At 44.1% G+C, this 26,921-nt stretch carries 34 protein-coding genes; 13 read left to right on the forward strand and 21 right to left on the reverse strand.

Annotated features, from left to right (window positions below):
* Window positions 1-3: 3 nt before the first annotated feature.
* The gene (locus tag G7B20_RS14135; RefSeq protein WP_164112069.1) at window positions 4-1,251 is read left to right on the forward strand and encodes a TlpA family protein disulfide reductase; all 1,248 of its coding nucleotides are present in this window, start codon (window positions 4-6) and stop codon (window positions 1,249-1,251) included.
* A gap of 112 nt (window positions 1,252-1,363) precedes the next feature.
* Here the strand turns inward: G7B20_RS14135 and G7B20_RS14140 are convergent, their stop codons facing one another.
* The 4 genes from G7B20_RS14140 to G7B20_RS14155 form a co-directional block, all read right to left on the reverse strand.
* Entirely contained in the window at window positions 1,364-1,588 is a 225-nt protein-coding gene (locus tag G7B20_RS14140; RefSeq protein WP_164112070.1) for a hypothetical protein, read from the reverse strand.
* Between the two features lie 47 nt (window positions 1,589-1,635).
* Complete coding sequence (locus G7B20_RS14145; RefSeq protein ID WP_164112071.1) at window positions 1,636-1,956, reverse strand: hypothetical protein; 321 nt, start codon at window positions 1,954-1,956, stop codon at window positions 1,636-1,638.
* A gap of 272 nt (window positions 1,957-2,228) precedes the next feature.
* Window positions 2,229-2,789 carry a hypothetical protein gene (locus G7B20_RS14150; RefSeq protein ID WP_164112072.1) on the reverse strand — a complete coding sequence of 187 codons (561 nt, stop codon included), beginning with the start codon at window positions 2,787-2,789 and terminating at the stop codon, window positions 2,229-2,231.
* Between the two features lie 2 nt (window positions 2,790-2,791).
* The gene (locus tag G7B20_RS14155) at window positions 2,792-3,223 is read right to left on the reverse strand and encodes a hypothetical protein (RefSeq protein ID WP_164112073.1); all 432 of its coding nucleotides are present in this window, start codon (window positions 3,221-3,223) and stop codon (window positions 2,792-2,794) included.
* A 224-nt stretch (window positions 3,224-3,447) separates the two neighbouring features.
* On the opposite strand from G7B20_RS14155, the gene G7B20_RS14160 reads away from it, so the two are divergent.
* A complete protein-coding gene (locus G7B20_RS14160) occupies window positions 3,448-4,494 on the forward strand; it encodes a LytTR family transcriptional regulator DNA-binding domain-containing protein (RefSeq protein ID WP_164112074.1) in 1,047 nt (348 codons plus the stop codon).
* A 54-nt stretch (window positions 4,495-4,548) separates the two neighbouring features.
* On the opposite strand, the gene G7B20_RS14165 is transcribed toward G7B20_RS14160, so the two are convergent.
* Window positions 4,549-4,743, reverse strand: a complete 195-nt coding sequence (locus G7B20_RS14165; RefSeq protein WP_164112075.1) for a hypothetical protein — start codon at window positions 4,741-4,743, stop codon at window positions 4,549-4,551.
* 407 nt (window positions 4,744-5,150) lie between these two features.
* Here G7B20_RS14165 and G7B20_RS14170 point away from each other — a divergent pair, with 407 nt between their 5' ends.
* The 3 genes from G7B20_RS14170 (at window position 5,151) to G7B20_RS14180 (ending at window position 6,686) form a co-directional block, all read left to right on the forward strand.
* The gene (locus G7B20_RS14170) at window positions 5,151-5,909 is read left to right on the forward strand and encodes a hypothetical protein (protein ID WP_164112076.1); all 759 of its coding nucleotides are present in this window, start codon (window positions 5,151-5,153) and stop codon (window positions 5,907-5,909) included.
* Window positions 5,910-6,011: 102 nt separating this feature from the next.
* On the forward strand, window positions 6,012-6,416 hold the full coding sequence (locus G7B20_RS14175; protein WP_164112077.1) for a DUF5675 family protein: 405 nt from the start codon (window positions 6,012-6,014) through the stop codon (window positions 6,414-6,416).
* Between the two features lie 99 nt (window positions 6,417-6,515).
* Window positions 6,516-6,686, forward strand: coding sequence for a hypothetical protein (locus G7B20_RS14180; protein WP_164112078.1), 171 nt, complete (start codon window positions 6,516-6,518; stop codon window positions 6,684-6,686).
* Window positions 6,687-7,054: 368 nt separating this feature from the next.
* Here G7B20_RS14180 and G7B20_RS14185 read toward each other — a convergent pair whose 3' ends face one another.
* The 9 genes from G7B20_RS14185 to G7B20_RS14225 form a co-directional block, all read right to left on the reverse strand.
* Window positions 7,055-8,020: a glycoside hydrolase family 43 protein gene (locus tag G7B20_RS14185; RefSeq protein ID WP_164112079.1), complete on the reverse strand. Its 966-nt coding sequence runs from the start codon at window positions 8,018-8,020 to the stop codon at window positions 7,055-7,057.
* Window positions 8,021-8,058: 38 nt separating this feature from the next.
* Window positions 8,059-9,087: an AI-2E family transporter gene (locus G7B20_RS14190; protein ID WP_164112080.1), complete on the reverse strand. Its 1,029-nt coding sequence runs from the start codon at window positions 9,085-9,087 to the stop codon at window positions 8,059-8,061.
* 45 nt (window positions 9,088-9,132) lie between these two features.
* Window positions 9,133-9,693: a type 1 glutamine amidotransferase domain-containing protein gene (locus G7B20_RS14195; protein ID WP_164112081.1), complete on the reverse strand. Its 561-nt coding sequence runs from the start codon at window positions 9,691-9,693 to the stop codon at window positions 9,133-9,135.
* A gap of 48 nt (window positions 9,694-9,741) precedes the next feature.
* Entirely contained in the window at window positions 9,742-10,476 is a 735-nt protein-coding gene (locus G7B20_RS14200; RefSeq protein ID WP_164112082.1) for a metallophosphoesterase, read from the reverse strand.
* Between the two features lie 8 nt (window positions 10,477-10,484).
* Window positions 10,485-11,222: a DUF6036 family nucleotidyltransferase gene (locus G7B20_RS14205; RefSeq protein ID WP_164112083.1), complete on the reverse strand. Its 738-nt coding sequence runs from the start codon at window positions 11,220-11,222 to the stop codon at window positions 10,485-10,487.
* A 119-nt stretch (window positions 11,223-11,341) separates the two neighbouring features.
* Entirely contained in the window at window positions 11,342-11,842 is a 501-nt protein-coding gene (locus G7B20_RS14210) for a hypothetical protein (protein ID WP_164112084.1), read from the reverse strand.
* Between the two features lie 11 nt (window positions 11,843-11,853).
* Window positions 11,854-12,507: a DUF6766 family protein gene (locus G7B20_RS14215; protein WP_164112085.1), complete on the reverse strand. Its 654-nt coding sequence runs from the start codon at window positions 12,505-12,507 to the stop codon at window positions 11,854-11,856.
* 21 nt (window positions 12,508-12,528) lie between these two features.
* Window positions 12,529-13,266 carry an SDR family oxidoreductase gene (locus tag G7B20_RS14220; protein WP_164112086.1) on the reverse strand — a complete coding sequence of 246 codons (738 nt, stop codon included), beginning with the start codon at window positions 13,264-13,266 and terminating at the stop codon, window positions 12,529-12,531.
* Entirely contained in the window at window positions 13,263-15,485 is a 2,223-nt protein-coding gene (locus tag G7B20_RS14225) for a hypothetical protein (protein ID WP_164112087.1), read from the reverse strand. Before G7B20_RS14225 ends, G7B20_RS14220 begins: the two co-directional genes overlap by 4 nt.
* Window positions 15,486-15,700: 215 nt before the next feature.
* On the opposite strand from G7B20_RS14225, the gene G7B20_RS14230 reads away from it, so the two are divergent.
* From G7B20_RS14230 to G7B20_RS14245, 4 genes are all read left to right on the forward strand, one after another.
* Complete coding sequence (locus tag G7B20_RS14230) at window positions 15,701-16,270, forward strand: DUF4142 domain-containing protein (protein ID WP_164112088.1); 570 nt, start codon at window positions 15,701-15,703, stop codon at window positions 16,268-16,270.
* A 5-nt stretch (window positions 16,271-16,275) separates the two neighbouring features.
* Window positions 16,276-16,494 carry a hypothetical protein gene (locus tag G7B20_RS14235; RefSeq protein ID WP_164112089.1) on the forward strand — a complete coding sequence of 73 codons (219 nt, stop codon included), beginning with the start codon at window positions 16,276-16,278 and terminating at the stop codon, window positions 16,492-16,494.
* Window positions 16,495-16,603: 109 nt separating this feature from the next.
* Window positions 16,604-16,795, forward strand: a complete 192-nt coding sequence (locus G7B20_RS14240) for a hypothetical protein (RefSeq protein ID WP_164112090.1) — start codon at window positions 16,604-16,606, stop codon at window positions 16,793-16,795.
* Window positions 16,796-16,880: 85 nt separating this feature from the next.
* Complete coding sequence (locus G7B20_RS14245; RefSeq protein ID WP_164112091.1) at window positions 16,881-17,585, forward strand: type 1 glutamine amidotransferase domain-containing protein; 705 nt, start codon at window positions 16,881-16,883, stop codon at window positions 17,583-17,585.
* A gap of 1 nt (window position 17,586) precedes the next feature.
* On the opposite strand, the gene G7B20_RS14250 is transcribed toward G7B20_RS14245, so the two are convergent.
* A complete protein-coding gene (locus G7B20_RS14250) occupies window positions 17,587-17,838 on the reverse strand; it encodes a SemiSWEET transporter (RefSeq protein WP_164112092.1) in 252 nt (83 codons plus the stop codon).
* Between the two features lie 138 nt (window positions 17,839-17,976).
* Between G7B20_RS14250 and G7B20_RS14255 the strand changes: the two genes are divergently transcribed.
* Entirely contained in the window at window positions 17,977-18,537 is a 561-nt protein-coding gene (locus G7B20_RS14255) for a ferritin-like domain-containing protein (RefSeq protein ID WP_240466014.1), read from the forward strand.
* A 172-nt stretch (window positions 18,538-18,709) separates the two neighbouring features.
* On the opposite strand, the gene G7B20_RS14260 is transcribed toward G7B20_RS14255, so the two are convergent.
* Window positions 18,710-19,144: a hypothetical protein gene (locus G7B20_RS14260; RefSeq protein WP_164112093.1), complete on the reverse strand. Its 435-nt coding sequence runs from the start codon at window positions 19,142-19,144 to the stop codon at window positions 18,710-18,712.
* Window positions 19,145-19,340: 196 nt separating this feature from the next.
* On the opposite strand from G7B20_RS14260, the gene G7B20_RS14265 reads away from it, so the two are divergent.
* A complete protein-coding gene (locus G7B20_RS14265; protein WP_164112094.1) occupies window positions 19,341-19,859 on the forward strand; it encodes a CinA family protein in 519 nt (172 codons plus the stop codon).
* Window positions 19,860-19,898: 39 nt separating this feature from the next.
* A complete protein-coding gene (locus G7B20_RS14270) occupies window positions 19,899-21,365 on the forward strand; it encodes a glycoside hydrolase family 130 protein (protein WP_164112095.1) in 1,467 nt (488 codons plus the stop codon).
* Window positions 21,366-21,368: 3 nt separating this feature from the next.
* Here the strand turns inward: G7B20_RS14270 and G7B20_RS14275 are convergent, their stop codons facing one another.
* The 4 genes from G7B20_RS14275 to G7B20_RS14290 all read right to left on the reverse strand — a co-directional run bounded on the left by G7B20_RS14275 (window position 21,369) and on the right by G7B20_RS14290 (window position 25,298).
* Window positions 21,369-22,466 carry a hypothetical protein gene (locus G7B20_RS14275; RefSeq protein ID WP_164112096.1) on the reverse strand — a complete coding sequence of 366 codons (1,098 nt, stop codon included), beginning with the start codon at window positions 22,464-22,466 and terminating at the stop codon, window positions 21,369-21,371.
* A 10-nt stretch (window positions 22,467-22,476) separates the two neighbouring features.
* Complete coding sequence (locus G7B20_RS14280) at window positions 22,477-23,685, reverse strand: glycosyltransferase family 4 protein (RefSeq protein WP_164112097.1); 1,209 nt, start codon at window positions 23,683-23,685, stop codon at window positions 22,477-22,479.
* Window positions 23,686-23,829: 144 nt separating this feature from the next.
* Window positions 23,830-24,171, reverse strand: a complete 342-nt coding sequence (locus G7B20_RS19690; protein WP_164112098.1) for a four-helix bundle copper-binding protein — start codon at window positions 24,169-24,171, stop codon at window positions 23,830-23,832.
* Window positions 24,172-24,239: 68 nt separating this feature from the next.
* Entirely contained in the window at window positions 24,240-25,298 is a 1,059-nt protein-coding gene (locus tag G7B20_RS14290) for a hypothetical protein (protein ID WP_164112099.1), read from the reverse strand.
* A gap of 345 nt (window positions 25,299-25,643) precedes the next feature.
* Here G7B20_RS14290 and G7B20_RS14295 point away from each other — a divergent pair, with 345 nt between their 5' ends.
* Window positions 25,644-25,871, forward strand: coding sequence for a hypothetical protein (locus G7B20_RS14295; protein WP_164112100.1), 228 nt, complete (start codon window positions 25,644-25,646; stop codon window positions 25,869-25,871).
* On the opposite strand, the gene G7B20_RS14300 is transcribed toward G7B20_RS14295, so the two are convergent.
* Entirely contained in the window at window positions 25,859-26,920 is a 1,062-nt protein-coding gene (locus G7B20_RS14300; protein WP_164112101.1) for a DNA topoisomerase IB, read from the reverse strand. The genes G7B20_RS14295 and G7B20_RS14300 overlap by 13 nt on opposite strands.
* Window position 26,921 lies beyond the last annotated feature (1 nt).

Here is a 26,921-nt window from a genome sequence, read left to right on the forward strand (position 1 = left end):
CAAATGAGAGGTTTATTATTGATGATTATAGGTCTGGTTCTAGGAACTGGAATTGTACAGGCTCAGGCCAAATGGGTGCCAGATTTGAGTAAACGACTATACGTGGGAGATACATTTATAGCACCATCTACCGTACAGCTAATGCGAGGAGGATTGACAAGAGTAGATTGGAAGGCGCTGGAAAATAAAGTCGTATTATTGGAGTTTTTTGATACTTCCTGTGGTAGTTGCATCGAGGCGATGCCTAAGCTCCAGAAGTTGCGGGATCAGTATCCGGATAAGTTTGAGGTTCTTTTGGTCGGTTGGCAGGATAGGGCTACTTTAGAAAAGTTGTTTTCATCGAATACGTATCTTAAGGAAAACAAAGTCAACCTTCCCGTAATCTATGCGGACAGTTACCTGAAAAGTTTATTTCCGCATCGCTCAGTACCACATGCTGTACTCCTTTATCGGGGTAAAGTAGAGGTGATTACAACTACCAACTTTGTCACTGCTGCAAATATCGAAAGACTGTATAAAGAGGAAAGTATCGTATTACCTCTGAAGGATGACTTCGGTTCGCGGGAACTATCAGATAGTAAAAAGAATCTTGGAATTAAGATTGTAGGTTATCAGGATGGCGTCCCATATCAGGGCTGGAGATTTGAACAGGATAGCTTATCCGGTCTGATCAAAAGCTCGCTGTATAACGCGTCTATGTTTGCGGGATTGAAAGCGCTAGCTTCAAAAGCAAAACTCCAACAATCGCTGTATATCCCTCGTATGGATCGGGTAGTATGGAAGGTGAGGGACTCCATCCGTTATTATAACTTTGCCAACGACCCCTATTGGGACATAACGTATAAAATCTGCTACGAACGTTACGATAGTATAGCTCGCTCAGACTCGTTGCAGGCACAGGTAGTATTAAAGGATTTTGAGGCCTTCTTGGGTGTCAGAGTCTACAAAGGGACGAAGCGCATGCGTGTACTTGAGCTTAAACCCGCTGCTGTCAAGGCTTATAATGCATCTAAGAAGCAGGAAGCTATGACTTATATGGGATCTGCCGTATTTGCGGGGTTTACGGATCTGAGTGAGGTTTTTCCACCTGTTGTCGATAATGTTAAATCGGATGCAAAGATGGAGATTCATCCTTACAAAACACTGAAAGAGCTAAATGCACAATTGGCTGCTTACGGAATCAAAGCCGAATATGGTACGGCGGATGTAGAAGTACTCGTAATCGAGGAGCTTTCGGAAGAAAAGGGCTAACTATCAAACTACAAGGGCATGGATACCCTCCATGCCCTTTCTAAAGTCTAGCAATGCTTATTTTAGTTGATCTGCCCTAGGAATCAACTTTTTGAACGTAATCCACTGGGGATTAACGCGCCTTCAACTGTACATTAGGTTCGTTCACCTCGTTCTGTAGAGCTCTAGCCATTTCGGATAAAATAGGAATATCCAAAATTGGTTTGTCGCTTCCGTTGTTTGTAGCATTGATCGCACAAAGTTTTTCCTCTGTACTGCCACAATTTGGAGTTGAAGTCGCTAATGTATAGTGATTCGGATTTGCTGGATCCGAACCTGTAAAATTAAACCATGCCATAATTGTATGTTTTAAATTACCTAACTATCATAATTTGTTTTAACTGATCACAATATGCTGCAGTCACATTGGCCCCTTGGTTTAGTCTGTTCGTAGCAGACATGTGGTACCTGGCGTCGGGACTCCTTGTTCGGCCGTACCACTTTTGTTTTCCCCGTATACCGCCTTGCGGGGAATACCGCAAATCTACGCCGTATCCGTTTGAATAGCGGCCGGTAGCAATAGTTTCTATTTCCGCCACCTAGATATAGCATAGGGTAGGTCTGCCCCCAGGAGGGATGGCCTATAGCTGCGGAGTCTATCCGCAATGCTCGGTATCTGCCTGCTTTTGCTATACCCGATGGATGATATGGGACTACTGCTGTCATTTCTTTTTTTTACCTTGTTATTTAACCTCTCTATCTATTGTGTCCTGTTACGGGCTATGGGAGAGAGTATCATAGCGCGTATCTGTACAAATTGATAAGGTAAATTTAGGGGCTATTCGAGGGTGTTTGACCCGATCTATCTCACATTTTGATACGATGTACTTTAGGTTATGAGGCGAGATATAACACATGTCGATGGGATATATCTCGCATGAATTAGGGGATAATCGAAAACAGTCTAATAAAGTTATTAGACTGTTGTAATGGATGCGCTAGATGTCAAGCTTGCTGTAATGAGAGGGAGTCATCCCTAAGAAGGAACTTTTGTCTTTTACAGCGCAGTCCCGGTAGGCTTCTGGATATTCCTTTTTGAAAAGTACTTTTTTGTCGATGCCAGGTAGATTGATTAGCTTGGAGCGAAAGGAGCGACATTTGAGGACATTAACAAAGAAATGCCGCAGGTGTCGATTGAATATAGGATACTGGTTGAGTAGTCTTTCCTGCAGGTCACGATCAAAGAGAACAACAGTACTCTTGGAGTCTGTCTCGAAATAGCAATTGTCTATGCGCTCCATATGAAATATGCATTGCCCTGGATTGATAAAGTCGAGTACGTCTCCGCTGCTATCTATGTCTTTTTCTTCTCGACGCTTCAATACCATGCCTTCAAGTACAATATGCATATCGAATAGCTGTCCCGTCAGATTACGGTTTTTGCTACAGCTCTTGATCTCTACATTATCTATGATATCACGATATAGCTCCGGAGGCACTGGAGCTATATCGTGTAGATAATCATATAGGATCTTTTCATGATCTACTTTCTGGGCCATGATCATAGGGGATTGTCTGTATAGTAAAACCGTATATCTAATGCAAGGATGCTGCTGTTGGGCTCGTAGCGCTTGGCTGTCTTCGGATTGTAGCTTTTATTAGAGTTCGCTACTTTGCTGTTGTCTCTGCCCGGTTGTGGCTCTCCACGCGACATAGTGATATCAGCCCGGTTCTTGATGGCTTCGTTGATATCGAAGCCAATGCATTCCAGACTATTTTCGCCGAGGCTGTCCATGAAAGCCAATTGCATTTTGTCCAGTTCAAACCTGCTGACGAGCCAACCGGGGGTATCTTCATAGATCAGCTCTTGCTCGCGCTCGATCTCTTCATCAGACGATGCATAAAGTTGGTTCTTCCAGTCCTGAACGCCGGGACTGCTGAAGGGGAATTTTTGATTTTCCATATTATCTAGTGTTGTTTGGTGTAGACACAATAATACAGGCTATTTGCTTAGAATCCATGTTTTTGTCTGGAAAATGAAACAAAGGCCTGTTTTCGTAAAACGAACCCCCTCGTTTGTCAAACGAACAGGATAGCTAAATGGTAAAAGCAATAGCAATGAGCTATTATCTTATAGTTTTTTTTTGTAACTTACAGGAGTGTAAACCGTAATTAACAGATATGATTCTCGACTTTTTTAAATCCTTTTTTAGATTCTTGAACTGGGGCTGGTTTGCCGTGGTAGTGGGGCTGACAGCTATAGCGGTACCTTTATTCCCCTTCGAAGATATCTCCTTTGATTATATAATGCGTCCGCAGGTCTTGCGGGTGATGCGCAATACGGTGCTTATTGCCGGGCTCGCGATCCTGATGGTGGGACTGGTAGCCTATCCGATACATGTATGCAATCTATGGGACCAAAATGTGCTTGGTGCGATAGCCGTGCATGGCTTTCTGGGCATAGGTGTTGTCTTTTACTTTGTTGTCTGGATGATAGATCTCTTATATGGCGAGGGTATTGTAGATCATCATGGCTATCAATATGATTTGATATTCGTCGTATGTCTGCTTGTGCTATTGAATTTTTGGATGCGGATACGGATAGAGGTATCTTCCAAAACCGCTGTTCGTGACGAGCTGAGATTAGCACGTGCAGAAATGGCTGAAATGCGCTTCAAAGCCCTAGAAAAGGATACGCTGATCGCTTCGCTATCCTCCCAAAATGAGGTTTTGCAAGGTGAAGAGAAAGTACTTAAGGAGCATATTATACAAAAAGATCTGGATTATGGAAAACTAAGAGCGGCGCACCAATTGCTCGAAAAAGAGGCTCATAAGATGAAGAAGCTGATCAAGAAAACTTTAGCTAGAAGCCCGAAAGCAATCGAAGAAGATAACGTGGAATATCTTGAAATTGAAACTGCTACGGGAAAAATCCTGCTGTCGGAATATGAGGTGAGCTATGCCGAAGGCCGAAAAGAGGGGCAGATCTTCGTGCTAAGGGTAGTGTGCCGAAAAGGGAAAGTGTATTTTCCGAATATGTCTTCGCTAAACCAGCTCCAACAAAAAGTATTCTCAAAGATGAAACGGCTGTCGCGCAATTATGCGGTGATGTTGCACAGTATAGTAGACTACGAGATCGATGAAAAGCAAAATATGCAGATCTCGGTAGAGCATCTTGATACCGAGGTAGAAATCTCGGGCCAGTATTTGAAAAGAAATAGGGATAGCGTAATACAGGAGATGATGAACCGAACGAAAGAATAGCCTACTTGAATAGCTCTCTCCAACTATTCAAGACAGGTAGCAGCGAGAGACGCTTTAGGTTAGCTGCTGCCGGATGTCTTCTTCAGCCAGACCGGTGTATTCGGCAAATTCACGTATGCTGATATACTGATTTTCCTTGCGGCCATAGCTGTCGCGTATGCAGGCTAGGATACGCCTGGATTGTGATAGGCTCTTGCCTAAGATATTGCTGATGTCCTGCGGGTAGATGCATAGTCTTTGTCGCTTCATAGTGCTCTCTTTTTAGGTTTATAAATTTGATTACGCTTCAACTATCTGAAATCTGTTGCTCAAAAGCTCCTGTTCCGAAGCTTTACATATTCCGATCTCTGACTATACGGCTGTATGTATAATTCGATGTCTTAGACTACTGTCATAACGCACTGTTAACGCTTCGAGACTACTTGACATACGCAGACATAACGCTCTATGATCGTACTATGGGCTCTCTCCTGAGCGGTGTTTTCCAAATCGATGCTTCGCTAAATTAGCCAATATCACTTTTCTGGGCAAGTGCTATTTATACTCATTTCGAGCATTTTGAGCTATTTGTGCTCAAATGATGCATTAACTTCCATATGAAACAGGCTTTAAAAAAAAGCTTACCAAATTTGACCTGTCAACATCAGATAAATGAAATGGCAAGATTAGAAGGATTACTAAAGATGAAAGGGCAGATCGGGGATCTGACTTTCTTCAAAACAAAAGATGGTTCGTACCAGGTGCGTATGAAAGGCGGGGTATCGGCCGAACGTATTGCTACGGATCCACGATTCCAACGTACGCGTGAGAATGGAATGGAATTCGGCAGGGCCAATATGGCGACTAAGAAAATGCGTGAGCAGCTGCGCGAGCTTTTCGATCAGAATGTGGATTCGAAAATTTGGCATAGACTGTCCTCTAGACTATCCAAGATCATCAAGGCGGATGCGGCCAATCTGCGTGGCGAGCGCATGGTGTTGGCCGAGAACCTACCTATGCTGGTAGGGGTAGAATGCAACGCTGCTGCGACGCTAGCAATGGTGTACTACGGCAAGCTGACCTATGCCTACGATAGGGCTACAGGCGAGGGGACGCTGAGCACGGGGAGCTTCGAGCCGCGAAATAAGATCGCTAAGTTGGAAGGGGCGACGCATGCTCGTTTTACATTGGCCGTATTGGAGTTTAGCGCCGACTCGGAAGATCTTCCGGCAGTGATTGAAGAGTCGCCTTATATCGATGTGACTACCATTGCACTGGAACAGGTAGATCTTACGGCAGCACTGGTAGCCGACCCCGCCAAAGCGGTCATTGTATTGGTAGGGATCAGCTACTATCAGGAGGTAAATGGTGCCTACTATCCGCTGGCCAACGGCTTGTATAATGCGCTGACTTTTGCAGCGGTGGATGTGCCATAAATTATGGGTTAATGGTTAATAGTTAATGGGGAGGGAGGTTATGTCGTTATACGGTTATATAATCCTATAACTTCTATAACCTCCATAACCTGAAATTAAAAAATGAAAAATCAACATACCCTGCATCTCCGACGGATATACGGAGAGCAAGGAACAAACGGAACGATTACCTATCAAGGAGAGAAAATCTGCCACACGATAGAGCTGCCTTGGCGCAATAACACACCGCGTCTAAGTTGCATACCAACAGGACGATATAAGCTGGTAAAGCGTACCTATACCAAGCACGGCGAGCAGATCGGTATCCCGAATGTACTGGGACGCGAAGCTGTCCTGATACATGCTGCCAATAATGCGCAGCGAGATTTATTGGGTTGTATAGCTCCAGTAACCAAGCTGACAGGAGAAGGCACGGGCACAGAAAGCCGTAAGGCGCTAGGAGAGCTCAAAGCACTGGTGTATGGACTTTGGGATATGGGAGGAGAGGTTTATTTGGTTATAAAGTGAGGGAGTTAAAGTAGTTATCGAGTGAACGAGTTATCTAGTTAACTAGATCACCGGATAATCCCGATAAAAAATCGGGACAGGCAGGATAACAACAAAAAAATGCACAAAATCATCAAAAAAATAAGCCAAGCAGTACAGGTGTTGCTGCTGTCTCCGATCAAATTGCCGGGCAAGGCATTGAATATTATTAAATACGTCGCTGTAGGGTTGGGGGTGCTGGAGGCAATCACGAGCGAGAAGAGGGATGAGCAGGAAGGGAGTGACGAGTAATGGAGTGATCAGTAACGTAGGAACGAGTGTGATAATCCCGATGAAAAATCGGGACAAGCACGATAACTCGATAACTCGATAACATGGTCACACGATAACTTGATAACATCAAAAGGCATGAAATTAAACGAAATAAGAGCAGGTACCTTAGGTGGCACTTTATGTAGTGTCTGGGCATCTATTACACTGGGGGATATGTTGCAGACCGTGATTATGGCAGCATTGGGTACGCTGGTGAGCTATGGAATGTCGCGGCTGCTGCAGAGGAGGGAAGGAAAATAAAAATAGGCTTGAGCCAAATTCAGAACAGCGCCCTATATGTTTGGGCGCTGTATTGTTATTTCAAGACCGTCCTATATATGTTTTGATTATTTCAACTGATGCGAAACACCATCGAATGTCATTTTGATAGGGCGTATAAATCCATCTTTATCAAATTTCAATTCTTCCATACAGGTCACCCGGTCATGGGCGCTTGTTTTACCGATCGGTCGACGATGATATACGATAAAGTATTTTTCCGCATTGGGCACCTTTACGATGGAGTGATGTCCTGCGCCCGTTGCAATTTCGGGATCCTGTTCCAATATCGTATTGATCCTCTTGAATGGCCCGAGAGGTGAATCCGCAATAGCATAGGCAACCTTGTAGTCTGGACCGGTCCAACCACCCTCGGACCACATAAAGTAGTACTTGTCATTCTTTAAAAACATAAAGGGACCTTCTACATAATTTTCAGGGGTCACCTCTTTATAGAATGTACCATCATCAAAAGGCAGTAAGCCTGTAAAGTCTGGCTTCAGTTTAACGATATTGCAGTGTTTCCAGCCTCCGTAATACATATAATAGCTACCTTCCTTATCTTTGAAAACAAATTGGTCGATAGGTTGGGCACCGTTCACTACGGTGTCTATGAGTGGTTTTCCCAGAAGATCTCGATAGGGGCCTTCTGGGGTGTCTGCTACAGCGACTCCTATGCCACCTATTTCTTCTGGATGCATGTCGTTGGCCGCGAAGAAAAAGTAATACTTACCATCTTTCTCCAGTACAGCTGGAGCCCACATCGCCTTGTGTGCCCAACTTATAGCTTTATTGTCAAGGATTCGAGGATGCTTTTTCCAGGTTATCAGATCCTTGGAGGAAAAAGCATCAAAGAATGTCTGCTGCTCATATGGCGCAGAAAAAGTCGGGTATATCCAATAGGTGTTATTATAAATTATGCCTTCAGGATCCGCATAGTTTCCAGGAAACAAGGGGTTTTGTTGGGCATAAAGCGTATGGACACTTATACATAAGCTAATAAAAAGGATAAATTGAGATTTTAAGTAGTTCATATAACCTAGGGCGTATTTACTATATAAAAATACTGTTTTTATTTATCACTCCCTATAAGATAGCCAAAAGCTTGTAAGCTAGGGATACGGTCACACAAAATCTTAATCATACCGGCAACAGGTATGGCTACGATCATGCCCGGGATACCCCAAAGAAACTCCGCTAGGACTAAAGAAAATATCGTAAATAGGGGATTGATATTTACTTGATTGCCCACTATAAGTGGTTCCAATAGATAGGTTTGGACGAATTGCACTAAGGCATATACGGCTATTACACCTATTATCATGTTTATGCTCCCGCCTTGAGCCATTACTCCAAGAAGTGTAAGAGCCGTACCCGTAAGATTTCCTATAAATGGCACCAACTCCAATAATCCGCATATGATAGCGAAGAAAAGTGCATTTTCAACTCCTAATGCTGTAAAACCTATGCCATACAGCATCCATAAGGTGAGTATCATTTTCGCTAACCCGGTCACATAACTCGCCGCAACCGAACTTGCGGAATCCACGATGTCTCGGGTACGATCCCGGTGTTCATTTTTTGTTATTCGGATTAAATAATTCTTCAGTCGTGTTCGGTGGAAGAGGATCAAGTAGGTATAAACTATTACCAATATAAAATTGATTAATATCCCAAAAAATGTAGACGCTAAGGATAGGCCTGTATCGCCGGTACCACTTTTCATCTGTTCATTGACTATAGCTTTCTGTTGTGCACGATCCAAGTTCACTTTATCCTGTATCCAGGACTGAATCTTGGACACGGTCTGGTTTAGATTATTCTTCATATCTCCGAGTTGCTCTGAAAAGCTCTGCAATTGCCAGTTCAAAAGGAAGCCTAATCCAGCAAACAATAGCAAAATGAGAAATACAGCGATAAGTGCACTGGCCCATCTGGGCAATCCTTTAGATTCTAATTTGCGTGCTGGATTCACAAAAAGCATAGCCAAGATTCCCGATATAACCAATGGAGCAAGAATGTCTTTGCCGAAGTATAAAACAACCAGGGCTAATACAATCAATAAACCGATCTGTAATTCTTTGGAAAGTGATTTAGTCATGTTTTGATTATCTATAAGGTCTCTTTTAAGGATTTGATATAATTTTTAAGCATGCTGCCCCTTGTGTTTGCCTTCTGCAAACTCTTCGATCATTTTTCTATTAAAGGCAGGAAGATCTTTTGGGGTGCGGCTACTTACTAGCCCTTGGTCTACGATTACTTCGGCGTCTTCCCACTGTGCGCCAGCATTGATAAGATCGAGTTTTATCGCTTCAACGGATGTCATTTTCCTGCCTTTTACCACTTCCGCATTGATTAAGACCTGCGGCCCATGGCATATCGCAGCAACAGGTTTGTGGCTACTGAAAAAAGACTTTACGAAAGCTAAGGCTTGTGCATTGGTACGTAGGGTATCTGGGTTAATGACGCCACCGGGAAGTACGAGACCGTCGTATGCGTCGACCGAGGCACTCTCTATAGAAACATCTACCTTATAATCATTCGTCCATTCTGGGCCTTCCTTGGCCCGTACGCTCCCAGGTTTTAGGGATACAATTTCTACTTTGGCCCCAGCTTGTACCAAGGCTTCTTGGGGACTTGTCAATTCTACTTCTTCAAAGCCATCTGCAACTAGGATCGCTATTTTTTTGTCTGTTAATTGTGCCATAATTTTTCTTATTTTATTTTTAAAAATTCAGGTATATTTTTCTTCCTTTTACACTTCCACAATCATATATGAAGTGCCAGGATGTTGGGTTTTAAGTAAAGGAAGAGCCACATTATAAACCGGGATATTACTGGATGTCTGACCAAAGATGGTACCGCCGTGGGCGTGACCGTGAAAGGCTACAGCAACCTGTCGTCTGTTAAGTGCCTCAGCAAGATGGGAGGAGCCTAAAAACGGATAGAGCTGTTCGGGTTCTCCTTCGACTGTACCTTTTATGGGCGCATAATGTAACAGAGCTACTTTGGGGACATTGGGATGTTCTTGTTCTAATCTTGTGAGCGCACGGTCAAGTTGTAAGGATTCATTGACGGCTTCATGGACAAACTCTTTCATCATATCTTCTCCAAATATCGACAGCATAAATTGATCGAATCCTCCGCCAAAACCCTTGGTACCGGCAAAGCCTATTCCGCAGGCAACCGTAAATTCGCCGTCGAGGAGCGTCATCTTATGTTCGGTAAGAATCTGCTTAATAATTTTCTGTCGACCTTTTTCGAAATCATGGTTGCCTAATACGCCTATTACGGGGATATGCAAACTGTGTAAAGCTTCGCCCAACACCTTGGCTTCATCCTCATCGCCTGTGTCGGTAAGGTCGCCACAGATGATCAGTACATCAGCCTCGGTATTTACTTGTTCAAAGGTATCTTTCCAGAGACCGCGATCCGTACTTTTGACATGAATATCGGCCATAGCTGCCACTCTTTTCTTCGCTCTTTCCATAATTAAATCTAGATTGTAGTAATGGTATAGGACTTATAATCCCATTCTTTGATATCCACTTGATACTGGGTCTGATCGATAAGTGGTCCTCGACATACCTTTTCTAAAGGCGGAGGAAGGTCATATTGTTCCTGAGCACGGCTCAACAATTCATCAAATATCCTTTTCGGAATGATATCCCGGTAATCAGACGGGTATACAAACTGAAAAATCAGCAGAGCCGCCAGCAACAGGTGCCAGTGTGCGTCCAATCGATAGAGGAGATGATCCCAATCGAGTTGCCTACCGTATCTCAACAAGATATGATTGATATCGGCGTTATCATAGCGCTCTCGGTTTTGAACATACATTTTGCACCAGATCAACTCCTCTACGGGGATGAAGCGTACAGGGATATTTGAAAACGTTCCTTCCACGGCGCGCTCATACCAACTATCTTCAACCGTGCATATATGATTTACGCTATCGAATATAATGTCTATAAAGTAATCGTCTTTAAATACTTTTGCTAGCCAACGAACATCTGTCAGTTCTATCTGATAGCCTGCCTGTTCAAATAGTTTGAGGATTTTGGGGTACTCACTACTTTTGCAAAAAATATCAAGATCTTTTGTGTCCCGGTAGATCCCTGCATAGTGGTACATGGCAAATGCGCCGCCAAGCATATAATCGTATTCGCTCTCATGGAGTAATAACAGTACATCTTTATAAAATGATGTTGCTTCTAGTCTTTCGCTCTCTGTCATGCAATATCTTATTTTTAAAGGATGAACAGCTGGAAACCTCTTTCGTTGCCTCCAACGAATGAAATGCCTAGAATTTCCTGTGATACTGAGATCGGTATTGGCTCACATCGAATAGTACATCAGGTTTTTAGACCCGAGAGGACTTTACTATCCACTAGCTCGTTTGCAACAAGAAAATCCTTTATTTGTTTTTTCAGCTTACTGGATCCTATGGAATCCCAATGTTTTACGATCTGCTGGGTATCTTCGGGAATATCTTTGTTGTATTTGAGTATAGCAGGTGCATTTTGTTGGATAGTAAGCCTAAGAAAATGAATCTCGGGATCGCCGTAACGTTTTTTGAGCGCTGCATCGATCAGTTTCTTTCCCGCTTTGAAGCTGTTGAGTTTGGATATCGGCGTGGTGAGATGATCTGCCCATACCATCTGATAAGCGCCTTGGTAGGCGATCTCCAAAGGATCAGTAGCTTTCGTATCTGCGAGCCGATCGATCTCGGCCTTACAAACTTCTTTATCTTTTATGGCCAGTGGATAATTCTGACGTAACCGGTCGATGTTGGACTGCACGATCACGCTGGCGCTGGTCAATAACCCGATGCTATAATAAATTGCTATGTTCATAGTGGTTTGTTTTATTTTCCGGTTTCCATATGCGGACTATCTACCGGTTTTGATTCTGGAGAACCTTTTTGTCGTAAGTAAATGGATAAAATAACAATGGAAGCTACGGAAAGAAATTCACTTTGCCAATTCTGAAAAGTCTCGAACCAAAATTGGGGCTCCATTAAAAACTTAGTCATAGAGATGGGGGCTTTTCCTTCCAATCGGTTCTCTTCTAACAAACTGTGATAGCTACCGTACAGGTGACCGATCCACGAAGCGATAAATAAAATCAAAAAAGCGAGTGATAGCGAGTGTTTATAGACAGCGAGGCGCCATCCGCCTTTCTTTACAGGAGAGGGCGCATTGGGACGATTTACAGGTTCTCTGTCCACTTCTTCTTTTTCATCAAGGCTCTTGGATTCGGCCGAACCGATCTGCCGTAAGAAAATAGTCAGTACCACATACAGCGCCATCTGCAGAAACTCACTTTGAAAATTTTCAAAAGTAGCTGCTACGAAATGCCCACTGCACAGGTAAGCGCTCAGTGCAAGATATTCGCCATGTTCTTGATAGCTCTGCTGTTGCTCTTTCCATCCAAAGTAAGCCTGCGCTAAAAGTGCAAAAGCAAATAGTGTCAAGAAGACGATGGATAGACTGTTACGGTATAAAAAAGTATGTTTCATGGTACATCGTTATTGGGTCCATTAAATAAATTGCCGCAGGGCTTTTATTTGCATGGATACGATCGAGACACGTCGGTCCTGACCCAGTACAAAGCCTATTGCCTCGGCAATATCTTCTGCTTTCAGCATTTCCAATTTTTCTTCCAGTTCGCGCTGTTCTTCAGGAGAGGAGGGCTGCATATCGGTTCCCACGGCACCTGGTTCAATAAGAGAGACGCGAATATTTTTAGGGTTGAGTTCTTTTCGTAGTGCTTCGGTAAATCCTTGTATGCCTGCTTTGGTCGCTACATAGCCGCTGCTTTTTCCTTCGCGACTATCTGCACTCATCGAACCGATATTGATAATATCTCCTGCAATGCTGGATTCTGCCATCTGCTGAGCAAAAAATCCCGATAGAAGGAGATAAGCGTCAATGTTCGTTTTTGTCATATATGACAGTTGATTGATTTCGACACCGTATACTCCTGCAAATCCCAATGCAGCGTTATTGATCAGTACATCAAAAGGCCCATACGTTGACCAGATCTCGGGAAGCAAGCGCTCTAAAGCCTCTTGGTCAGTGAGATCCTGTAGGAGATAGCCAATATTGTGGCGTAGGTCCTGAGCTGCTACATCCTTCAGAAAATCTTCCAGCTTGTCGGCGCTACGGCCGATTATAAATACATAGTAGCCTTTGGCGGCCAATTGTAATGCGGTGGCGCGGCCTATGCCGGCAGTGCCGCCCGTCAGGAATACCCTTTTTGTCGTTTGTCTGTTCATGATTTCCATTTTATAGTGATTTCTTGTGCGCCTTTTATTTTCAGGCTATTGTTATCTTTTGTTAGATCGTAGTGTGATCCATCTTTTAAAGTAACGGTATAAGCATTGCTTTTCATTCCGTACAGTTGCACTAGACAGCTGTATTCCGAGCTGCCGAGCACTTGTATCTTTACCTGTTGATCTTTGCGGTCGATCTCTAGATAGGGGTACCCCATGTAGCAGCAGCTAGCATCATCATCTAGCAGTAGATAGTGGTATTTTATTAATTGAAATAGGAAGCCGGCGCCGTACACTTCTTGACCTACCTGACCTACCTGACCTACCTGCCCGACAGCTTCCCAGCCGTCCCCCAGATCTTCTACCGGCATCCACAGCTCCTTATCGAGATATCCCGTTTTTACTTGGGTTGCCAAGATGTCTTTGGGTAATAGTGGGGGCAGATAATAGGCCAATCGACAAGACGCGTAATGGATATATTCGGCTATCAAGGCTTGCAGGTCCTGGGATACAGGAGCTTTTTTTGCGTGTGCCATCCGCAGGTAACGGTGAAAGCTAGCTAGGGTTTCCTGTTCTTCAAAAACAGCAGAATAGGAGGCGCCAGTCAATGGATAGAGACAAAAAAAAGTAGGATACTCTTTCGAATTACCATAACCTCTTTGCCAGATACCGGTATTGCGTAACAAGTTGCCCAAGCATAGCTCGCTGTAATCCAGATACTTCTTTTCTTTGGTCAATACCCATAGTTGCAAAAGTGCTTCGGCAGCATACGCGGTATTATTGGACTGGTAGATAAGGTCAAATCCAAATCGAAATAGGGTTTTTGCAGCCCGCTTGGCTTCTGTCAGATAAACCTTCTTGCCGCTGAGCGCATAAGCCTTTAACATTAAATAGGCGTACAAGCCAGCGACATCCTTCTCTCCACCTTGACCGGGCTGTGCTTCTGCCTTAATGACTTCTAAGGTATCCAGATCGTAAAAGATAGGCCAATCATACTCAAAATGTTGAGCGACTTTAATACAGAATCGAAGGGATTGATAAAATTTATTTTCCAAGTCCTCATCCAGATGTTTGGCTTCAAGAAGTGAAGCGAGTTGTATCAATGGATGGTGGAGGTACCATGAATCCATGACACGGGGTTTCTTCTGTTCCTCCGAATGATCGAGATGATGCTCCTTGTTTGGTATCCAGCGAACAAAGGCTTTCAGAATAGGATCGAAGAAATTAGTTAAACCTGCTGTAAGGCTCCCAATGACCTGTTGGGCATGGTTGGAACGCTCCAGCGGACTATGCAATACCAAAGGTGTCAATACAGCGAGCTGAACCATACTCTCGGGTGGCGTGTCATAGTCGTTGAGGTAGGCATTCAAATAGGCGTTTTCTTCAACCTGCTGCCAACAGCCATGCGTGCGGACGAGCCCTTGCAATGCATAATGAGCATATCTGGGCAAGGGAAGCGTGCGGATGGCTGGACGGTCCAACTGTGCGTATATATAAGCTATTCCCTGTATGTAACGACGGGACATCGCTATACTATCTTTGGGTTGCGTGGGCTCGAATAGCAGATAGGCGCGGCAAAGTGTATATCGCTCTCCTTTTTGGATAGCACGTTCGTCAGATTGTGGGAGTGAAAGGCCGAGTTCTGGCCATTGCATGCTTACGACGTCGCTTAAGCTCTGCTGGGTATGCTCGGCATATTTGTTTAGTGCACTGAGATCTTGGAAATACAGTAGGGTGCCGCTGCTTTTCGATCCGAAATCGGTGAAGCACACGCCCGATCTCAGCTGTTTTTGTAAATGGTAGATTGTTCCTTCGGCAGGTATCTTATAGTTTTGATCCTCCAAGATCAGGACTTCAGGATTGTTAGGCAACTTTGTTAAATGATTTTTGGGTTCCAAATGCGTCGTGTAGTGAATAAAAACGGATTCACCACCGTGTAGCTGCACATTAATACGGTATAGGCCTAAGCTTGATTCAATCTCCAGATCAAGCCTGTGGGGTTCTAGACCTTTGCAGTGGACTATACTCGAGGGATCAGAAAGTTCTAACAGCCGAGCTAAGAGCAATCTGCCATTCCCAAGATTTACTTCCAATAAAATTTCAGAAGGTGTCTGATAGAGTGTGTAATCGTAACCATCCAGATCGTCCTGATAGAGTCGATTATATTCGCCGTTCACTAAATGCGATTTACTTAATTGCGCTGCAATAGAAAGGTTAGCCATAGTAGATATACAACTGTTTCGTGGCTTAAGAACAGTCGAGTAGGGGCTTGGTTCGAACGTCTACATAAACCCGTATTAAAAAGTAGGGCTACGTATTAATTAATAAGCGAGGCGTATAAATACTGAAAAGAAAATAAAAGACAACTATTGTTTGGCAGAGGTGTTCGGAACATGTAATAACAACATGATTTTCAAACACTCATGATTTATAGACAATGAAAAAGTATTTAAATTGGACTGTTGTAATTCTAGGAATTATAACCTTTATGTCCTTCGGACAACAGAATGCCGAGCAAGATTTTGTAAACAAAGCTATCATGGCCAACCAATATGAAACAGCGCTGGCGCAACAAGCGGCAGAACGCTCCTCGAATGAATCGATCAAGGCTTATTCGCAGATGTTGGTCGAAGATCACCAAAAAGTAGCCAGCGATTTGCAAAAGTATGCCGAATCAAAAGGCTGGACCGTATCTACGGAGCTGGGTACCACACACAAAGGACTATTGGGTACCTTAGAAGGTACGGACAGCATTGCCTATGACCAAGCTTTTAAAGATGCTGCAATAGCATCGCACGAGGAGGCGATCGCTATGTATGAAGAAACACACGGTAGTAGTACGATCACGGACGAGAGCTTGAAAACCTGGATAGCAGACACCTTGCCTTCTTTAAAGGCTCATCTGGGACAAGCACAGGAATTGAAGACAGATATGTCCAAACCTGTGAAACCTGTGGAAAATGCAATTCCTCCTATGGTACCTCCTGTAAATAAAAATAAAAGCTAATCACTATGGCGACAAAAGACGAGAATAAGCTGGTGGGGAATGAAATGGAAAAGAAGAAAAAGGTCAGGTTAAGTAGTAAAGGAAAGGTGCTAGAGGATGTGGATGTGAAGCACGATGGCGATGCAGAGGCAGGTGTAGATCCGCAGGAAGAGCAGATCAACGATATGCCGAATGACCCGACGGATAGACCATTGGAACCCACCAAAAATAAAAGAAATCCCTAAACACGTTCTCTTGGGGAAGTGACACATAGCTGTGCACAATTAGCAGTGCCCACTTTTACACCGTTCGGGCACTGCTTGATTTAAATAGCAAACTTTAAACACAATAGATATGAAGCAGATCTTATTTAGTACAATAATGCTTGTTGTTTTAGGAACAGCAGCATGCGGCAATAGAAATAACACAGATGGAGCAGATCAGCATGAGCGTATGCCGGATAATAACTACGATACGCCCATAGATACTACGCGAAAAGACAGCATCGATAGTCTGCCACCGACACCTATCGTGCCGATGATGTAGTTTATCCTTTTATAGGAGATGGCGGAGTGATTGTCTAAAACAAAGCTTCGCCTTCTTTGTTGGAACAATAATTAATTTTCTTAAAATGGAACAGCGAAATAAGGTGTTAATGATGCTAACCTCACACGATCGGATGGATAGCACCACGGATAAGACAGGAGTGTGGTTAGGGGAGATGACCGACCCTTATTACGAACTGTTGGATGCGGGCTTTGAAGTGACGATGTGCAGTCCACTGGGCGGAGCGCCTCCTGTGGACCCCATGAGTAAGCTTACCGAACATATTACAGCCTCCAATAGGCGGTTCTTAGCGGACGAAACCGCTCAACAATCCTTTGAGAATACCCTCCCGATGGAAAATGTAAAGGCTTCTGCCTTTGATGCTGTCTTTATCGCTGGTGGGCATGGCCCGCTATGGGATCTCGCCCGGCACCCACATGTGGGGCGCATACTATGCGAATTTGTCGATCAGGAAAAGCCGATAGCTGCGATATGTCATGGACCTGCAGCTTTATTTGCCATGGAGGCGTGTAGGCCTGGATATCTCAATGCACGGCGCCTTACCTCATTTACCAATATGGAAGAGTCGATCGTGATGCGCAAAGATAATATCCCGTATGAACTCGAAACCAGGCTTGTGGAAAATGGAGCAGACTTTAGTCATGCGGTCGTACCTTTTATGCCCCATGTGGTATTGGACGAAAACCTGATTACGGGACAGAATCCCTTGTCTGCTGCGCCAGCGGCTAGAACACTAATTGAATTGATCCGTTTTCCAAAGCCGCTTTAAGCTATTCTCTAAAAATAAAATAATAAACCAGCAGCGTTGCATTGACCAATACAGAGAATGCATTGGATAATATAATCGGCCATTCGGTTTTCATAAGCCCGTACACCACCCATAAGGAGACGCCTAGTAATAATACAACGATCATAACAGGTGACAAGGTCTGTGTGTCTTTTTCTTTTAGGACTTTGATCAACTGGGGCAACATCGATATGGAGGTCAGTATGCCTGCAGCGATGCCGATTAGTATTTCCATAGCTAAGGATTTAAGAGTTGTACTGCTTGGGGAACAAGCCGCAACCAAAAGCGTTTGGAAACAGCGACTTTTAGGGTGTATTTACGGGGGCCATAAGAATAAATACCCAAATTAAAGATATTGTCAACCAAGCCAGTATTGGAATGTTTTAATCGTATTAATCAACAAAAAAGAGATATTATGGCACAAATGAAAGAATCTAATATGCCCAATGCGCATTTGCACGAATTGTTTGTCGATGAGTTGAAAGACATTCTTGGAGCCGAGCGCCAATTGCTCACGGGATTAAAGAAAATGGCAAACGCCGCCAACAGCGAAAAACTGAGAGGTGCATTTGAAACGCATTATGGACAGACAGAAGGACAGATCGAACGTTTAAAAAGTATTTTTTCGACGCTTGGGCTAGCACCGCGCGGAAAAAAATGTAAGGCGATGGAAGGCTTGCTTGCGGAAGCAGAAGAGATCATCGAAGATTTTCAGGATAGTCCCGAAGTGATCGATGCAGCATTGATCGTTGCTGCGCAAAAAGTGGAACATTATGAGATAGCGAGCTACGGTAGTCTGGCGACCTTCGCAGATCTTATGCAACATGAGGAGGCGAAGGAGCTTCTGGGGCAAACTTTGGCAGAAGAAAAAGAAACGGATATGTTATTGACCGAATTAGCAATGAGTCGGGCCAATAAACCATCAAATATATAGACAGTGTTAAGTTTATTTGTTGTTTAGCGTGGTTACCAGATGATTTATTCGTTTGGTAACGCGCTTAATTGGTAGGAGGAGCATAAGCATAAAGGCTTTTTGAAATGGAAGTGTTGTCGACTTCGATGTTTATAATTAGACCATCAAGCTGCTGCTCGATGGTCTCTTACATTTAGATAATCTGAGAGTTGTCTTCTTTCATCGGATCGGTACCAGGCTGTATCGTAGGATCCCGATCGATATTGTCCCGATCTTGGTCCGGATCCAGATAATCGGTATCGATCTCACGGTCGGTGTCGGGTTCTATCTCATCAATATCGGGCACGGGTGCTTCCATAGGATCCATTTCGGGCTGTTCGCTCGGTTCATTTTCCTCCATCTCATCGATCTCCGGGGTTTCCCGTTCTAATGGATCTACATCGGGTTGCTCAGGAGGGAGGTTCTCCACACCTTCCCGGTCTGGAGAGAGTCCCGTAGATTCTTCTGTTTTTTGAGAAGAATAAGGCGCATCATTATCCTCGCCTGGCATGCCTGGATTATTGCCCACTAAACTAATCGCTACGATGAGACCTGGTCGCATGGTAACTTCATTTGCTTGCTCTTTCATGTTTTCTAGTATTAAATGTTTGCTGTATGAACGCTCGGAGAATGCTTTGGTTGCTGGATTAAATACTGAAAAGAGGAGGCAAAATACCTGAATATGAAGCGCGAGTTAAGCAAATGTACCTATCGATGGATAGACCTCCTTTGCGATACAACTCTTTAGGTATCTCGGCTGTTATACGTATTAAATGAATACTTCTATGAATATAGTTATTGATGAACAGGCTTTACACGCATGCGGAAAGCTATTGACCGCCTATAAATGGAAGCTGGCATGTGTAGAAAGTATGACAGCGGGCTTTTTAAGCAGTGTCTACGCGATGGAGGTACACAGTGGCGACTATTTTTTAGGATCGATCGTATGTTACGAGGATACCGTAAAAAAGAGCTTGCTGGCGGTGCCTGCAGCAAAGTTGGAAAAGTACTGTGCAGAATCGGCTGTCGCTACTTTGAGGATCCTAGATGGACTGCGGGCACAATTTCCACAGGCGCAGGTGTATGTCAGCGTAACGGGACTTGCTTATGAGACGGAGAATCCTAAACAGAAGCGTCCGATAGGTACCGTATACTATGCTTTTGGTCTGGAAGACAATACTGTCATTTATAAAAGAAAATATAACGGAAACGCCGCTGAGATAATTGTAAAAACCTGTAACGGTATACTCTCTGATCTGTCCAAATGGCTGACGGTACAGGCAAAAGAAAAAAGTGAAAACTAAATACGGTAAAGGATGGTTATAGTTTAAAAATCTTATATCATGTCCTTACAGGTAGTCCGTAAAAATATATTCTTCAAACCCGATTCGAAAAGGGTGCTTGCGCGTTATTTCAACCTCAGCGTGGAGCGTACCACCAAAATTGTATACCGTATTCTTAAGAGTTCCAGAGAGCAAAAGACGGATATGCTCAACCAGCTCCTGCGTAATTTTTCTAAAAGGCATCGCAGCGTCCTTGACATCTGGGAGCGTAACTTTAAACGTACCGAAGCGAGACTACTGGATCAGGAACTGCGTGATCGCGAGTATTCGCAGCAGGAGCGTTTATTGATCGGAGCCTATTTTACGATGGAATATTCGGTAGAGGCAGCGGCATTTTTCAACCCTTCTATTGTAGAATCTCCAGATCAGACCCAGTTGAGAGATGGAGAAAAACGCATTATCCTGAGCTTTAGGGCTACTGGTGAAGGCCATGTATCTTCTATCGTATTCAGATCGGCCATAATCGATCGTCATTTAAACATTCACGTGGATGAAGTCGGCAAGTTATTGGAGAAACCCAAGCAGGTAAAGAGTCACCGTTATCAGAAAGCTGACTTTTTGGAGAAGCTGTTGCAGATCCATGATCCGGAAAAGGAAATGCTGGATAGAATTACGGATAAGATGGCCGCCAGTTTTACCTATGAAGAGCTACGCCAGTATGTGACAGAAATCCAACAGGAAAATAAGCTGGATATCGAAGGACAGACCCTAATGACACATATTCTGTGGTTAGCCTCTTCGCATTATGAAATGACATATTCCTTGGATACTTCATTATCCGAACGGGTTATTTTTCCGATTTCGGATACGGAAAAAAACGGTATCGAAGATGCGCGTTTTGTACGATTTGTCAGCGAAGGAGGTAAGCCGGTATATTACGCAACATATACGGCCTATGATGGACTGACTATATTGCCAAAGTTGCTCTCCACAAAGGATTTTGTGAATTTTAAGGTGCAGCCCATCAATGGTAAGATCGCCAATAAGGGAGCGGCACTATTCCCACGAAAAATACAAGGGAAATACGCGATGCTCTGTAGGGTGGATGGTGAAAGCAATTATATCGCTTTTTCGGAAGATCTGATCAACTGGCATCAGGAAGTAACATTGCTCAAGGAGCCCGAATTCCCTTGGGAGTATGTACAGTTAGGCAATTGCGGGTCGCCCATAGAGACATCCAAAGGCTGGTTGGTACTGACCCACAGCGTAGGCCCTATGCGGGAATATACCTTAGGAGCAATTCTTTTGGACCTGGAGGATCCGACCAAAATAGTAGGAAAACTCAATGAGCCTTTGCTCTATCCCAATACGGACGAACGCGAAGGGTACGTCCCTAATGTGGTATATTCCTGTGGGCAACTCATACACAACGGTCATCTGGTGATTCCGTACGCCATGTCCGATCATGCTTCGACCTATGCTACGATCTGTCTAGACGACTTGTTGGATGCACTTACGGATTGTTAACCGCTAATCGTCTAGACCATAACAAACATACAGATAGGCCTGCCAAAAGCTAATGCTACTCTCAGCACCTTGATTGAGATTTAGCCCGAACCGTTCTAAGCCATCGCAACATCCTTTGGTGACAGCGTCGTACAAGGGTATCCCGAGCTCATTTTTACCGAAAAACCATTGTAGACATTGGATCATACGCTGTTTGTAAGTGCTGTCGCCGGATAATCCGAAAAGTTCTTTGTACAGGAGTATGCTGGACGGCACCTCTATCGGTTGTTGTGCAAATATGCTACGTTTACTGCCCCGTACATACCAGCTTTCATTACCAATGGTGGAAAGATAGCCTTTTTCGAATAGCAGGCTGTCGAGGAATGAAGCTGTCTCTCGACCTATCGTAATCATGGACTCTTGCTTCAGGAGTATGCCGCTACGTAACACCGCTAGCGGAATGACCGCATTATCGTAGGCAAGTATCTGTTCGTACCAATTCCAATCGGGGCTGTGACTGCCCTTGTATTCGTCCAATAAATAATAGTTGAGTTGTTTTATATAGAGTAAGATCTTATCGTCCGAGCGATTGGAAGCATGGTAGTGCTGTAACCCTAAAAGCGTGTAACTAACCGCCCTCACGGATTTTAGGGCAACACAGTGGGGCAGGGCCTTGTGCAGTATCTCTTCAGCCAGGAAGACCAGTTCAGGATCCTGGGTATAGCGGAGAAAGTGGCCTAAGGCCCATAAGGTACGCCCGTAGCTATCTTCTGTCCCATACTCATCTAAAAATTGATGATCAAAGGAAAGGAGATTGCGGAATCTGCCGCAGTCTCTCTGCATATAGTGGATGTAAGCAAGATAGGTATAAGCCAGATCTTTAAATTCGCCGGACGGATGCGCCTGAGTGGACAAGGTGGTCAATAATAAGGCCCGAGCGGTGTCATCTAGGCAATAACCGTGTCTGTAATTAGGTATGCTGTAGGTTGCATGCTGCACGATAGATACCTGATTGGTCATCCGTCGGATATGAGCGAGATCAAAAGCTGGAAGCTCCGGGATAATCTCTTGTAAGACCCCAAATTCGAAAAGTGAGTCGACTGTATTTACTTCTTGTTTCATCGCTTATTACTTAAGAGGACAATTTATGAGTAGAGGTACGTAACAGATTGTTGATAGTGTGCTGTGCACTGCTGCGGGGTAATGTCATCGATACTGGTGCATCTTTTGTAACTATACGTTGGAGAAGTTTGGACTGTAGCTTGCCTACGTTGCTCCAGCTCATGGATGCGCCGTAACGCGCAGCATTGTACCGGTACTTTGCCAATAGTTGTGGCTCCTCTAAAAGAGCACGGATAATCAAGCTAAGGGCATTGCTGTCTTTAAAGTCGAACAATAGCCCTCGGTCGTCTTTTAAGAGATCCTTGGCATACCAGTATGGCGTAGATACCACGGCGGCACCTGCACCGATCGCGAAGGAAAGCGTACCGCTGCTGATCTGATTCTCGTTCGGGTAGGGGGTGACATAAATGTCGCACGCGCTAAGGTACTGAGTAAGGAGCTTTTCGGAAGCAAACTCGTTTATAAAGTGCACCCTATCGGCAATACCCAATTCCCGTGCTTTTGCCTGTAAGTATTCGCGGTAGGATTCGCCCGCTTCTCGCAATATATTGGGATGTGTACTACCTAAAATAATATAAACAAAATCATCGTGAGGTACAGCGGCTACGGCTTCAATAGCGGTCTCGAACCCCTTACTGGGACCCAAAAAGCCAAAGCTGAGCATGACTTTCTTGCCCGTGAGACCAAGTTCTTGTTTGGCCTCGCTTTGACGGTAGGGAAAATGAGGTACACCATGAGGGATGAGTTCTATTTTTCGTGCAGGAATACTGTAGATCTGCTGGAGCATCTCTACGGCCGTATCGGTCATAACGGTAACACTATGGCTGTAGGCTGAAAGCTGTTGAAGCACACGGAGCTCCGCATCGCTAGGGCGTTGGAGTACCGTATGAAAATTGGTAACTACAGGCAACGATAGGGCACGTACGAAATCCAATATATAGTCTCCACGCTCACCACCGAATATGCCGTATTCGTGTTGGATGATCACTGCATCAAAAGCCGCATTGATCTGTTTGGCCGCCTGTAGATAGCTGGCTATTTTGTTTTTTTCAATGCTGATGTATACTTCGGAAGGAAAGAAATCTTCGCTACCATCCGAGATGGCTATAATAGCCGGGGCTAAAGTAGGGTCTTGGTGTAAGGATTTGAATAAATCCTGGGTAAAAGTAGCGATACCGCACTGCCTAGGTGGGTATGTTCCGATAATGGCGATATTCATAGTGACGTTGTTTTTCGTTTCTACTATAAAGAACAGGAAATGCGCGACTATGTTGTTGGAAAAACCGCGAAAATATAAAATGCCGTATTAAATCTGCACTATCCGTATAAATACTTCCCTTTCGGTGCGGTCGCTAAGCAGGTGCTACGCCACTGCACTCATCGACATGCAGATCTCCGCGCATTCGCGACATAGGCGGGCGCATTCACGGCAATGTTCCATACCATGAGCCGCATGCTGCTCACATTCTTCGGCACAGGCGGTGCAGATATTTGCACATAATTCGCACAATGCATGACTGTTATTGCTGTCCAGTTGCATCAACTCCGCAGTCGCTTTACAGACGGTGGCACACTCGAAGTCCAATAGAATACACTCGCGCAACATTTCGATTTCGGACTCATTAAGGCAGGCAGAGGCACATTGCATACAGGCGCTCGCACAGGCTAAGCATTTCTCGATACATTCTTGCATTTTCTCTTTCATGATCTTGTGATTTATCGTTTAAAAAACAAATAGCTAACGATCAACGAACACATAAAAACGTATTTGGTTTAAAAGGAGTGTAAGTAATATAACATGGAGGGTGGAAAAGGAGCGGTAATCGGCATCTCGCACAGGAGATCCATATGTTGCACCAAGGCACAATTGATCGTCTTGTTGCTGGCTAAGGATTGTTTTAGGATATTGTCGGCGGTTATAAGCTGTTGATTGTGTTCGATCAGATCTTGTTTGAAGAGATTTTCAAATTTATTCATGGCGCTTTCTACGATAAAAGTACAGCGTTTGTGTTGCTGCAAATCCACTTTCTTGGGCTTTGAGTGCTGTACGATGACTAAGCCCCAGAATTCATCCTCCAGATAAAGTGGAAAAAACAGGGCCGATGATACACCTAATGTCTTAAGATAAATTTGATGTAATCGGGGAGGAGGAGCAAGCTTGCTACATAATAAGTTTATCTCGGGATCGAGACTGTATAGTTTTTGATGAGCCTCCTCTAAATGCGGTACGTAGCGGTAGGACAGGCTTTTGTAATAGGGGAGGGTTTCCTCTGGTAGAAAAGTTTCGGCAAACTCTTTACCGATAAAACTTGCTTTGGAAGTCTTTTGATGCTCTGCAATAACCTTACTATGACCGGTCTCTTGAACCTGAAGAACAAATACCCGTTCGAATTTGATGAGCTTTTGCAACGCCTTGCATAGAAAATTCCAATTGTTGGTATAGATCTCGTCAAAAAGAAAGCCCAGCTCATTCATACGGGAGACTGAAATATTCTTGCGGTACTGCTCTTCCCATTCGATATAGACCCTGCCTTTACTAAGACTGAGTTTGAAATAATAGCGGTTGTAGTTTATCCGTTTAGAGAATACCTGACTTGGCTTTCTTTTTTCCAGCACGGCCTGTACCGTGTGTAGAAATTTAAGGCAATCGCCATTCCAGAGGGATTTAAAGAAATCTTCCAAAGGTTGCCCCAGAAGATGGCGCAGGTTGGATTTGGTGAATAAACTTACGGATTCACTGACGGCAATAATAGTTAAACTGGCATCGGTTATGATCAAATTGCCAAAGCTCTGTAAGGAAGCCTCTACAATCTGTCCGTTGGTATTTTTCATAAAGTAGAATCCCTATAGTTTATTCTTAGAACCTTACTAAAGTTAACGTATTCTGTTGATAAATATTATATTAATAGGCTTGATGTTATTTGTTCCTTCTATTCTGTAGAGGTTTGGCGCTATACATGAGGACAAAAACGGTAAATAAAAATACGGAAGTAAAAAGTATAACAAACATATCTCAATCTTTTCCAGAATATCTCAAAAATCAGGCATGAATTGATTTTTTGTAATGATATACGTATTTAAACGATCTAATCGGGTATTATTACGTTAATTGAGGTGTAATTTTAACAAATAAGCAATTGGCCTGTTCAACTAAAGAAAACAAAAACAGCAAAGCGTATGAAAGCGATTTATTTTTTTGGAGTGGGTATTACCGCAATTTTGCTCACGGCCTGTGGGCCATCTAAAAAGGAAAAAACAGGAGGTCCGGGTCCCGTAACGGAATCGGATAAAACGAGGTACAATCTCAACCCGAATGATGAGGTAAGGTATGGTACTCCCGATACAGTCAGTAAGGATAGTATAAAAGGAGATACGGCGGTTGGCGTAGAAGACTATCCGTTGTAACTGGCGGATCGGATAAGTTGCATAAGTTTTCTTTTGTATAACGCATCCGTGGAAGGGCGTTCGGGGGTGGCCGAAACCCGCTTTATCCAATTATCCAAGTCTCCCTGTAGGTAACTTTCCTGGATATAGGGATGGATGTAATGGCTGCGCGTGATCGATCGGGTATTGCCTAATTGCTGTGCCACCTGATCGATAACGGCCAACAGCTGCTGTTTACGTGCCGTAGCGCTCGTAGGGATCTCTGATTTGCCCAAGTAATGAAGTGTAAGGATACATCCGTACCAGGTACGGAATGTCTTGCAGGTGATGTCGGCGTGGGTAGCCGCTTTGAGATAGGCATTTAGCGTCCCTGAATCCAAAGGGGTGGCCTGCCCGTCTTGATCATAGTATTGAAAAAGACGTTGTCCCGGGATTTCCTTAACTTTCGCAAGCAAACGCACCAAAGACTTCTCGGTCAGGTAGCTTTGTTGGGGTATCCCTTTTTTACCGATAAATTTAAAAAAGACTTTGGTGGTGCTGATGTCTACATGCCGGTTGCGCAGTGTGGTGAGACCGTAGGATTTGTTCTCCTTTTCGTAGGCTGCGTTGCCAATTCTGAAGTAGGTCTTACTCATCACGGCTAGCGCCAATGCGCAAATGCGCTCTTTGGAAAGTTGTCGTGAGGAAAGATCGTTCAGGATATGCTTTTGCAATCGGGACAGCCGCTGGCCAAATATATAAAGCGCGCTGAATTTGTCCTTTTTACGCAGTTGGCTCCAAGCGGGATGGTACAGATACTGCTTGCGAAGGCGTGCGTCGATCCCCGTAGCTTGAATATGCCCATTGGCAGTAGCGCATATCCATACCTGCTCCCATGCTGGAGGTATCACCAGTGCCTGTATACGGGCTAAGGTTTGGGGATTCTGGATGGGGTTACCGTTTTGATCGAGGTATTTAAAATGCTTTCCATGACGAACCCGTTGATAGCCTTTTCCTTTGCACGAAACATAACGAAGCCCTGCTTCAAGCAAGGCTTCTGAATCCGGTATTATACGATCTGTTGCTGGCATG

Source organism: Sphingobacterium sp. xlx-96, from assembly GCF_011007365.1.
Classification (GTDB): Bacteria; Bacteroidota; Bacteroidia; order Sphingobacteriales; family Sphingobacteriaceae; genus Sphingobacterium; species Sphingobacterium luzhongxinii.

What these genes read in the sequence shown, in the direction of transcription:
- G7B20_RS14165 (WP_164112075.1), bottom strand. Translation starts at nt 4,743, where the DNA reads ATGAAGCGACAAAGACTATGCATCTACCCGCAGGACATCAGCAATATC.
- G7B20_RS14145 (WP_164112071.1), bottom strand. Translation starts at nt 1,956, where the DNA reads ATGACAGCAGTAGTCCCATATCATCCATCGGGTATAGCAAAAGCAGGC.
- G7B20_RS14280 (WP_164112097.1), bottom strand. Translation starts at nt 23,685, where the DNA reads ATGAATATCGCCATTATCGGAACATACCCACCTAGGCAGTGCGGTATC.
- G7B20_RS14260 (WP_164112093.1), bottom strand. Translation starts at nt 19,144, where the DNA reads ATGAAAGAGCAAGCAAATGAAGTTACCATGCGACCAGGTCTCATCGTA.
- G7B20_RS14185 (WP_164112079.1), bottom strand. Translation starts at nt 8,020, where the DNA reads ATGAACTACTTAAAATCTCAATTTATCCTTTTTATTAGCTTATGTATA.
- G7B20_RS14180 (WP_164112078.1), top strand. Translation starts at nt 6,516, where the DNA reads ATGCACAAAATCATCAAAAAAATAAGCCAAGCAGTACAGGTGTTGCTG.
- G7B20_RS14205 (WP_164112083.1), bottom strand. Translation starts at nt 11,222, where the DNA reads ATGACAGAGAGCGAAAGACTAGAAGCAACATCATTTTATAAAGATGTA.
- G7B20_RS14250 (WP_164112092.1), bottom strand. Translation starts at nt 17,838, where the DNA reads ATGGAAATACTAATCGGCATCGCTGCAGGCATACTGACCTCCATATCG.
- G7B20_RS14270 (WP_164112095.1), top strand. Translation starts at nt 19,899, where the DNA reads ATGTCCTTACAGGTAGTCCGTAAAAATATATTCTTCAAACCCGATTCG.
- G7B20_RS14215 (WP_164112085.1), bottom strand. Translation starts at nt 12,507, where the DNA reads ATGAAACATACTTTTTTATACCGTAACAGTCTATCCATCGTCTTCTTG.
- G7B20_RS14240 (WP_164112090.1), top strand. Translation starts at nt 16,604, where the DNA reads ATGAAGCAGATCTTATTTAGTACAATAATGCTTGTTGTTTTAGGAACA.
- G7B20_RS14225 (WP_164112087.1), bottom strand. Translation starts at nt 15,485, where the DNA reads ATGGCTAACCTTTCTATTGCAGCGCAATTAAGTAAATCGCATTTAGTG.
- G7B20_RS14140 (WP_164112070.1), bottom strand. Translation starts at nt 1,588, where the DNA reads ATGGCATGGTTTAATTTTACAGGTTCGGATCCAGCAAATCCGAATCAC.
- G7B20_RS14150 (WP_164112072.1), bottom strand. Translation starts at nt 2,789, where the DNA reads ATGGCCCAGAAAGTAGATCATGAAAAGATCCTATATGATTATCTACAC.
- G7B20_RS14195 (WP_164112081.1), bottom strand. Translation starts at nt 9,693, where the DNA reads ATGGCACAATTAACAGACAAAAAAATAGCGATCCTAGTTGCAGATGGC.
- G7B20_RS14175 (WP_164112077.1), top strand. Translation starts at nt 6,012, where the DNA reads ATGAAAAATCAACATACCCTGCATCTCCGACGGATATACGGAGAGCAA.
- G7B20_RS14290 (WP_164112099.1), bottom strand. Translation starts at nt 25,298, where the DNA reads ATGAAAAATACCAACGGACAGATTGTAGAGGCTTCCTTACAGAGCTTT.
- G7B20_RS14300 (WP_164112101.1), bottom strand. Translation starts at nt 26,920, where the DNA reads ATGCCAGCAACAGATCGTATAATACCGGATTCAGAAGCCTTGCTTGAA.
- G7B20_RS14220 (WP_164112086.1), bottom strand. Translation starts at nt 13,266, where the DNA reads ATGAACAGACAAACGACAAAAAGGGTATTCCTGACGGGCGGCACTGCC.
- G7B20_RS14265 (WP_164112094.1), top strand. Translation starts at nt 19,341, where the DNA reads ATGAATATAGTTATTGATGAACAGGCTTTACACGCATGCGGAAAGCTA.
- G7B20_RS14200 (WP_164112082.1), bottom strand. Translation starts at nt 10,476, where the DNA reads ATGGAAAGAGCGAAGAAAAGAGTGGCAGCTATGGCCGATATTCATGTC.
- G7B20_RS14135 (WP_164112069.1), top strand. Translation starts at nt 4, where the DNA reads ATGAGAGGTTTATTATTGATGATTATAGGTCTGGTTCTAGGAACTGGA.
- G7B20_RS14230 (WP_164112088.1), top strand. Translation starts at nt 15,701, where the DNA reads ATGAAAAAGTATTTAAATTGGACTGTTGTAATTCTAGGAATTATAACC.
- G7B20_RS14275 (WP_164112096.1), bottom strand. Translation starts at nt 22,466, where the DNA reads ATGAAACAAGAAGTAAATACAGTCGACTCACTTTTCGAATTTGGGGTC.
- G7B20_RS14170 (WP_164112076.1), top strand. Translation starts at nt 5,151, where the DNA reads ATGGCAAGATTAGAAGGATTACTAAAGATGAAAGGGCAGATCGGGGAT.
- G7B20_RS14245 (WP_164112091.1), top strand. Translation starts at nt 16,881, where the DNA reads ATGGAACAGCGAAATAAGGTGTTAATGATGCTAACCTCACACGATCGG.
- G7B20_RS19690 (WP_164112098.1), bottom strand. Translation starts at nt 24,171, where the DNA reads ATGAAAGAGAAAATGCAAGAATGTATCGAGAAATGCTTAGCCTGTGCG.
- G7B20_RS14190 (WP_164112080.1), bottom strand. Translation starts at nt 9,087, where the DNA reads ATGACTAAATCACTTTCCAAAGAATTACAGATCGGTTTATTGATTGTA.
- G7B20_RS14235 (WP_164112089.1), top strand. Translation starts at nt 16,276, where the DNA reads ATGGCGACAAAAGACGAGAATAAGCTGGTGGGGAATGAAATGGAAAAG.
- G7B20_RS14210 (WP_164112084.1), bottom strand. Translation starts at nt 11,842, where the DNA reads ATGAACATAGCAATTTATTATAGCATCGGGTTATTGACCAGCGCCAGC.
- G7B20_RS14295 (WP_164112100.1), top strand. Translation starts at nt 25,644, where the DNA reads ATGAAAGCGATTTATTTTTTTGGAGTGGGTATTACCGCAATTTTGCTC.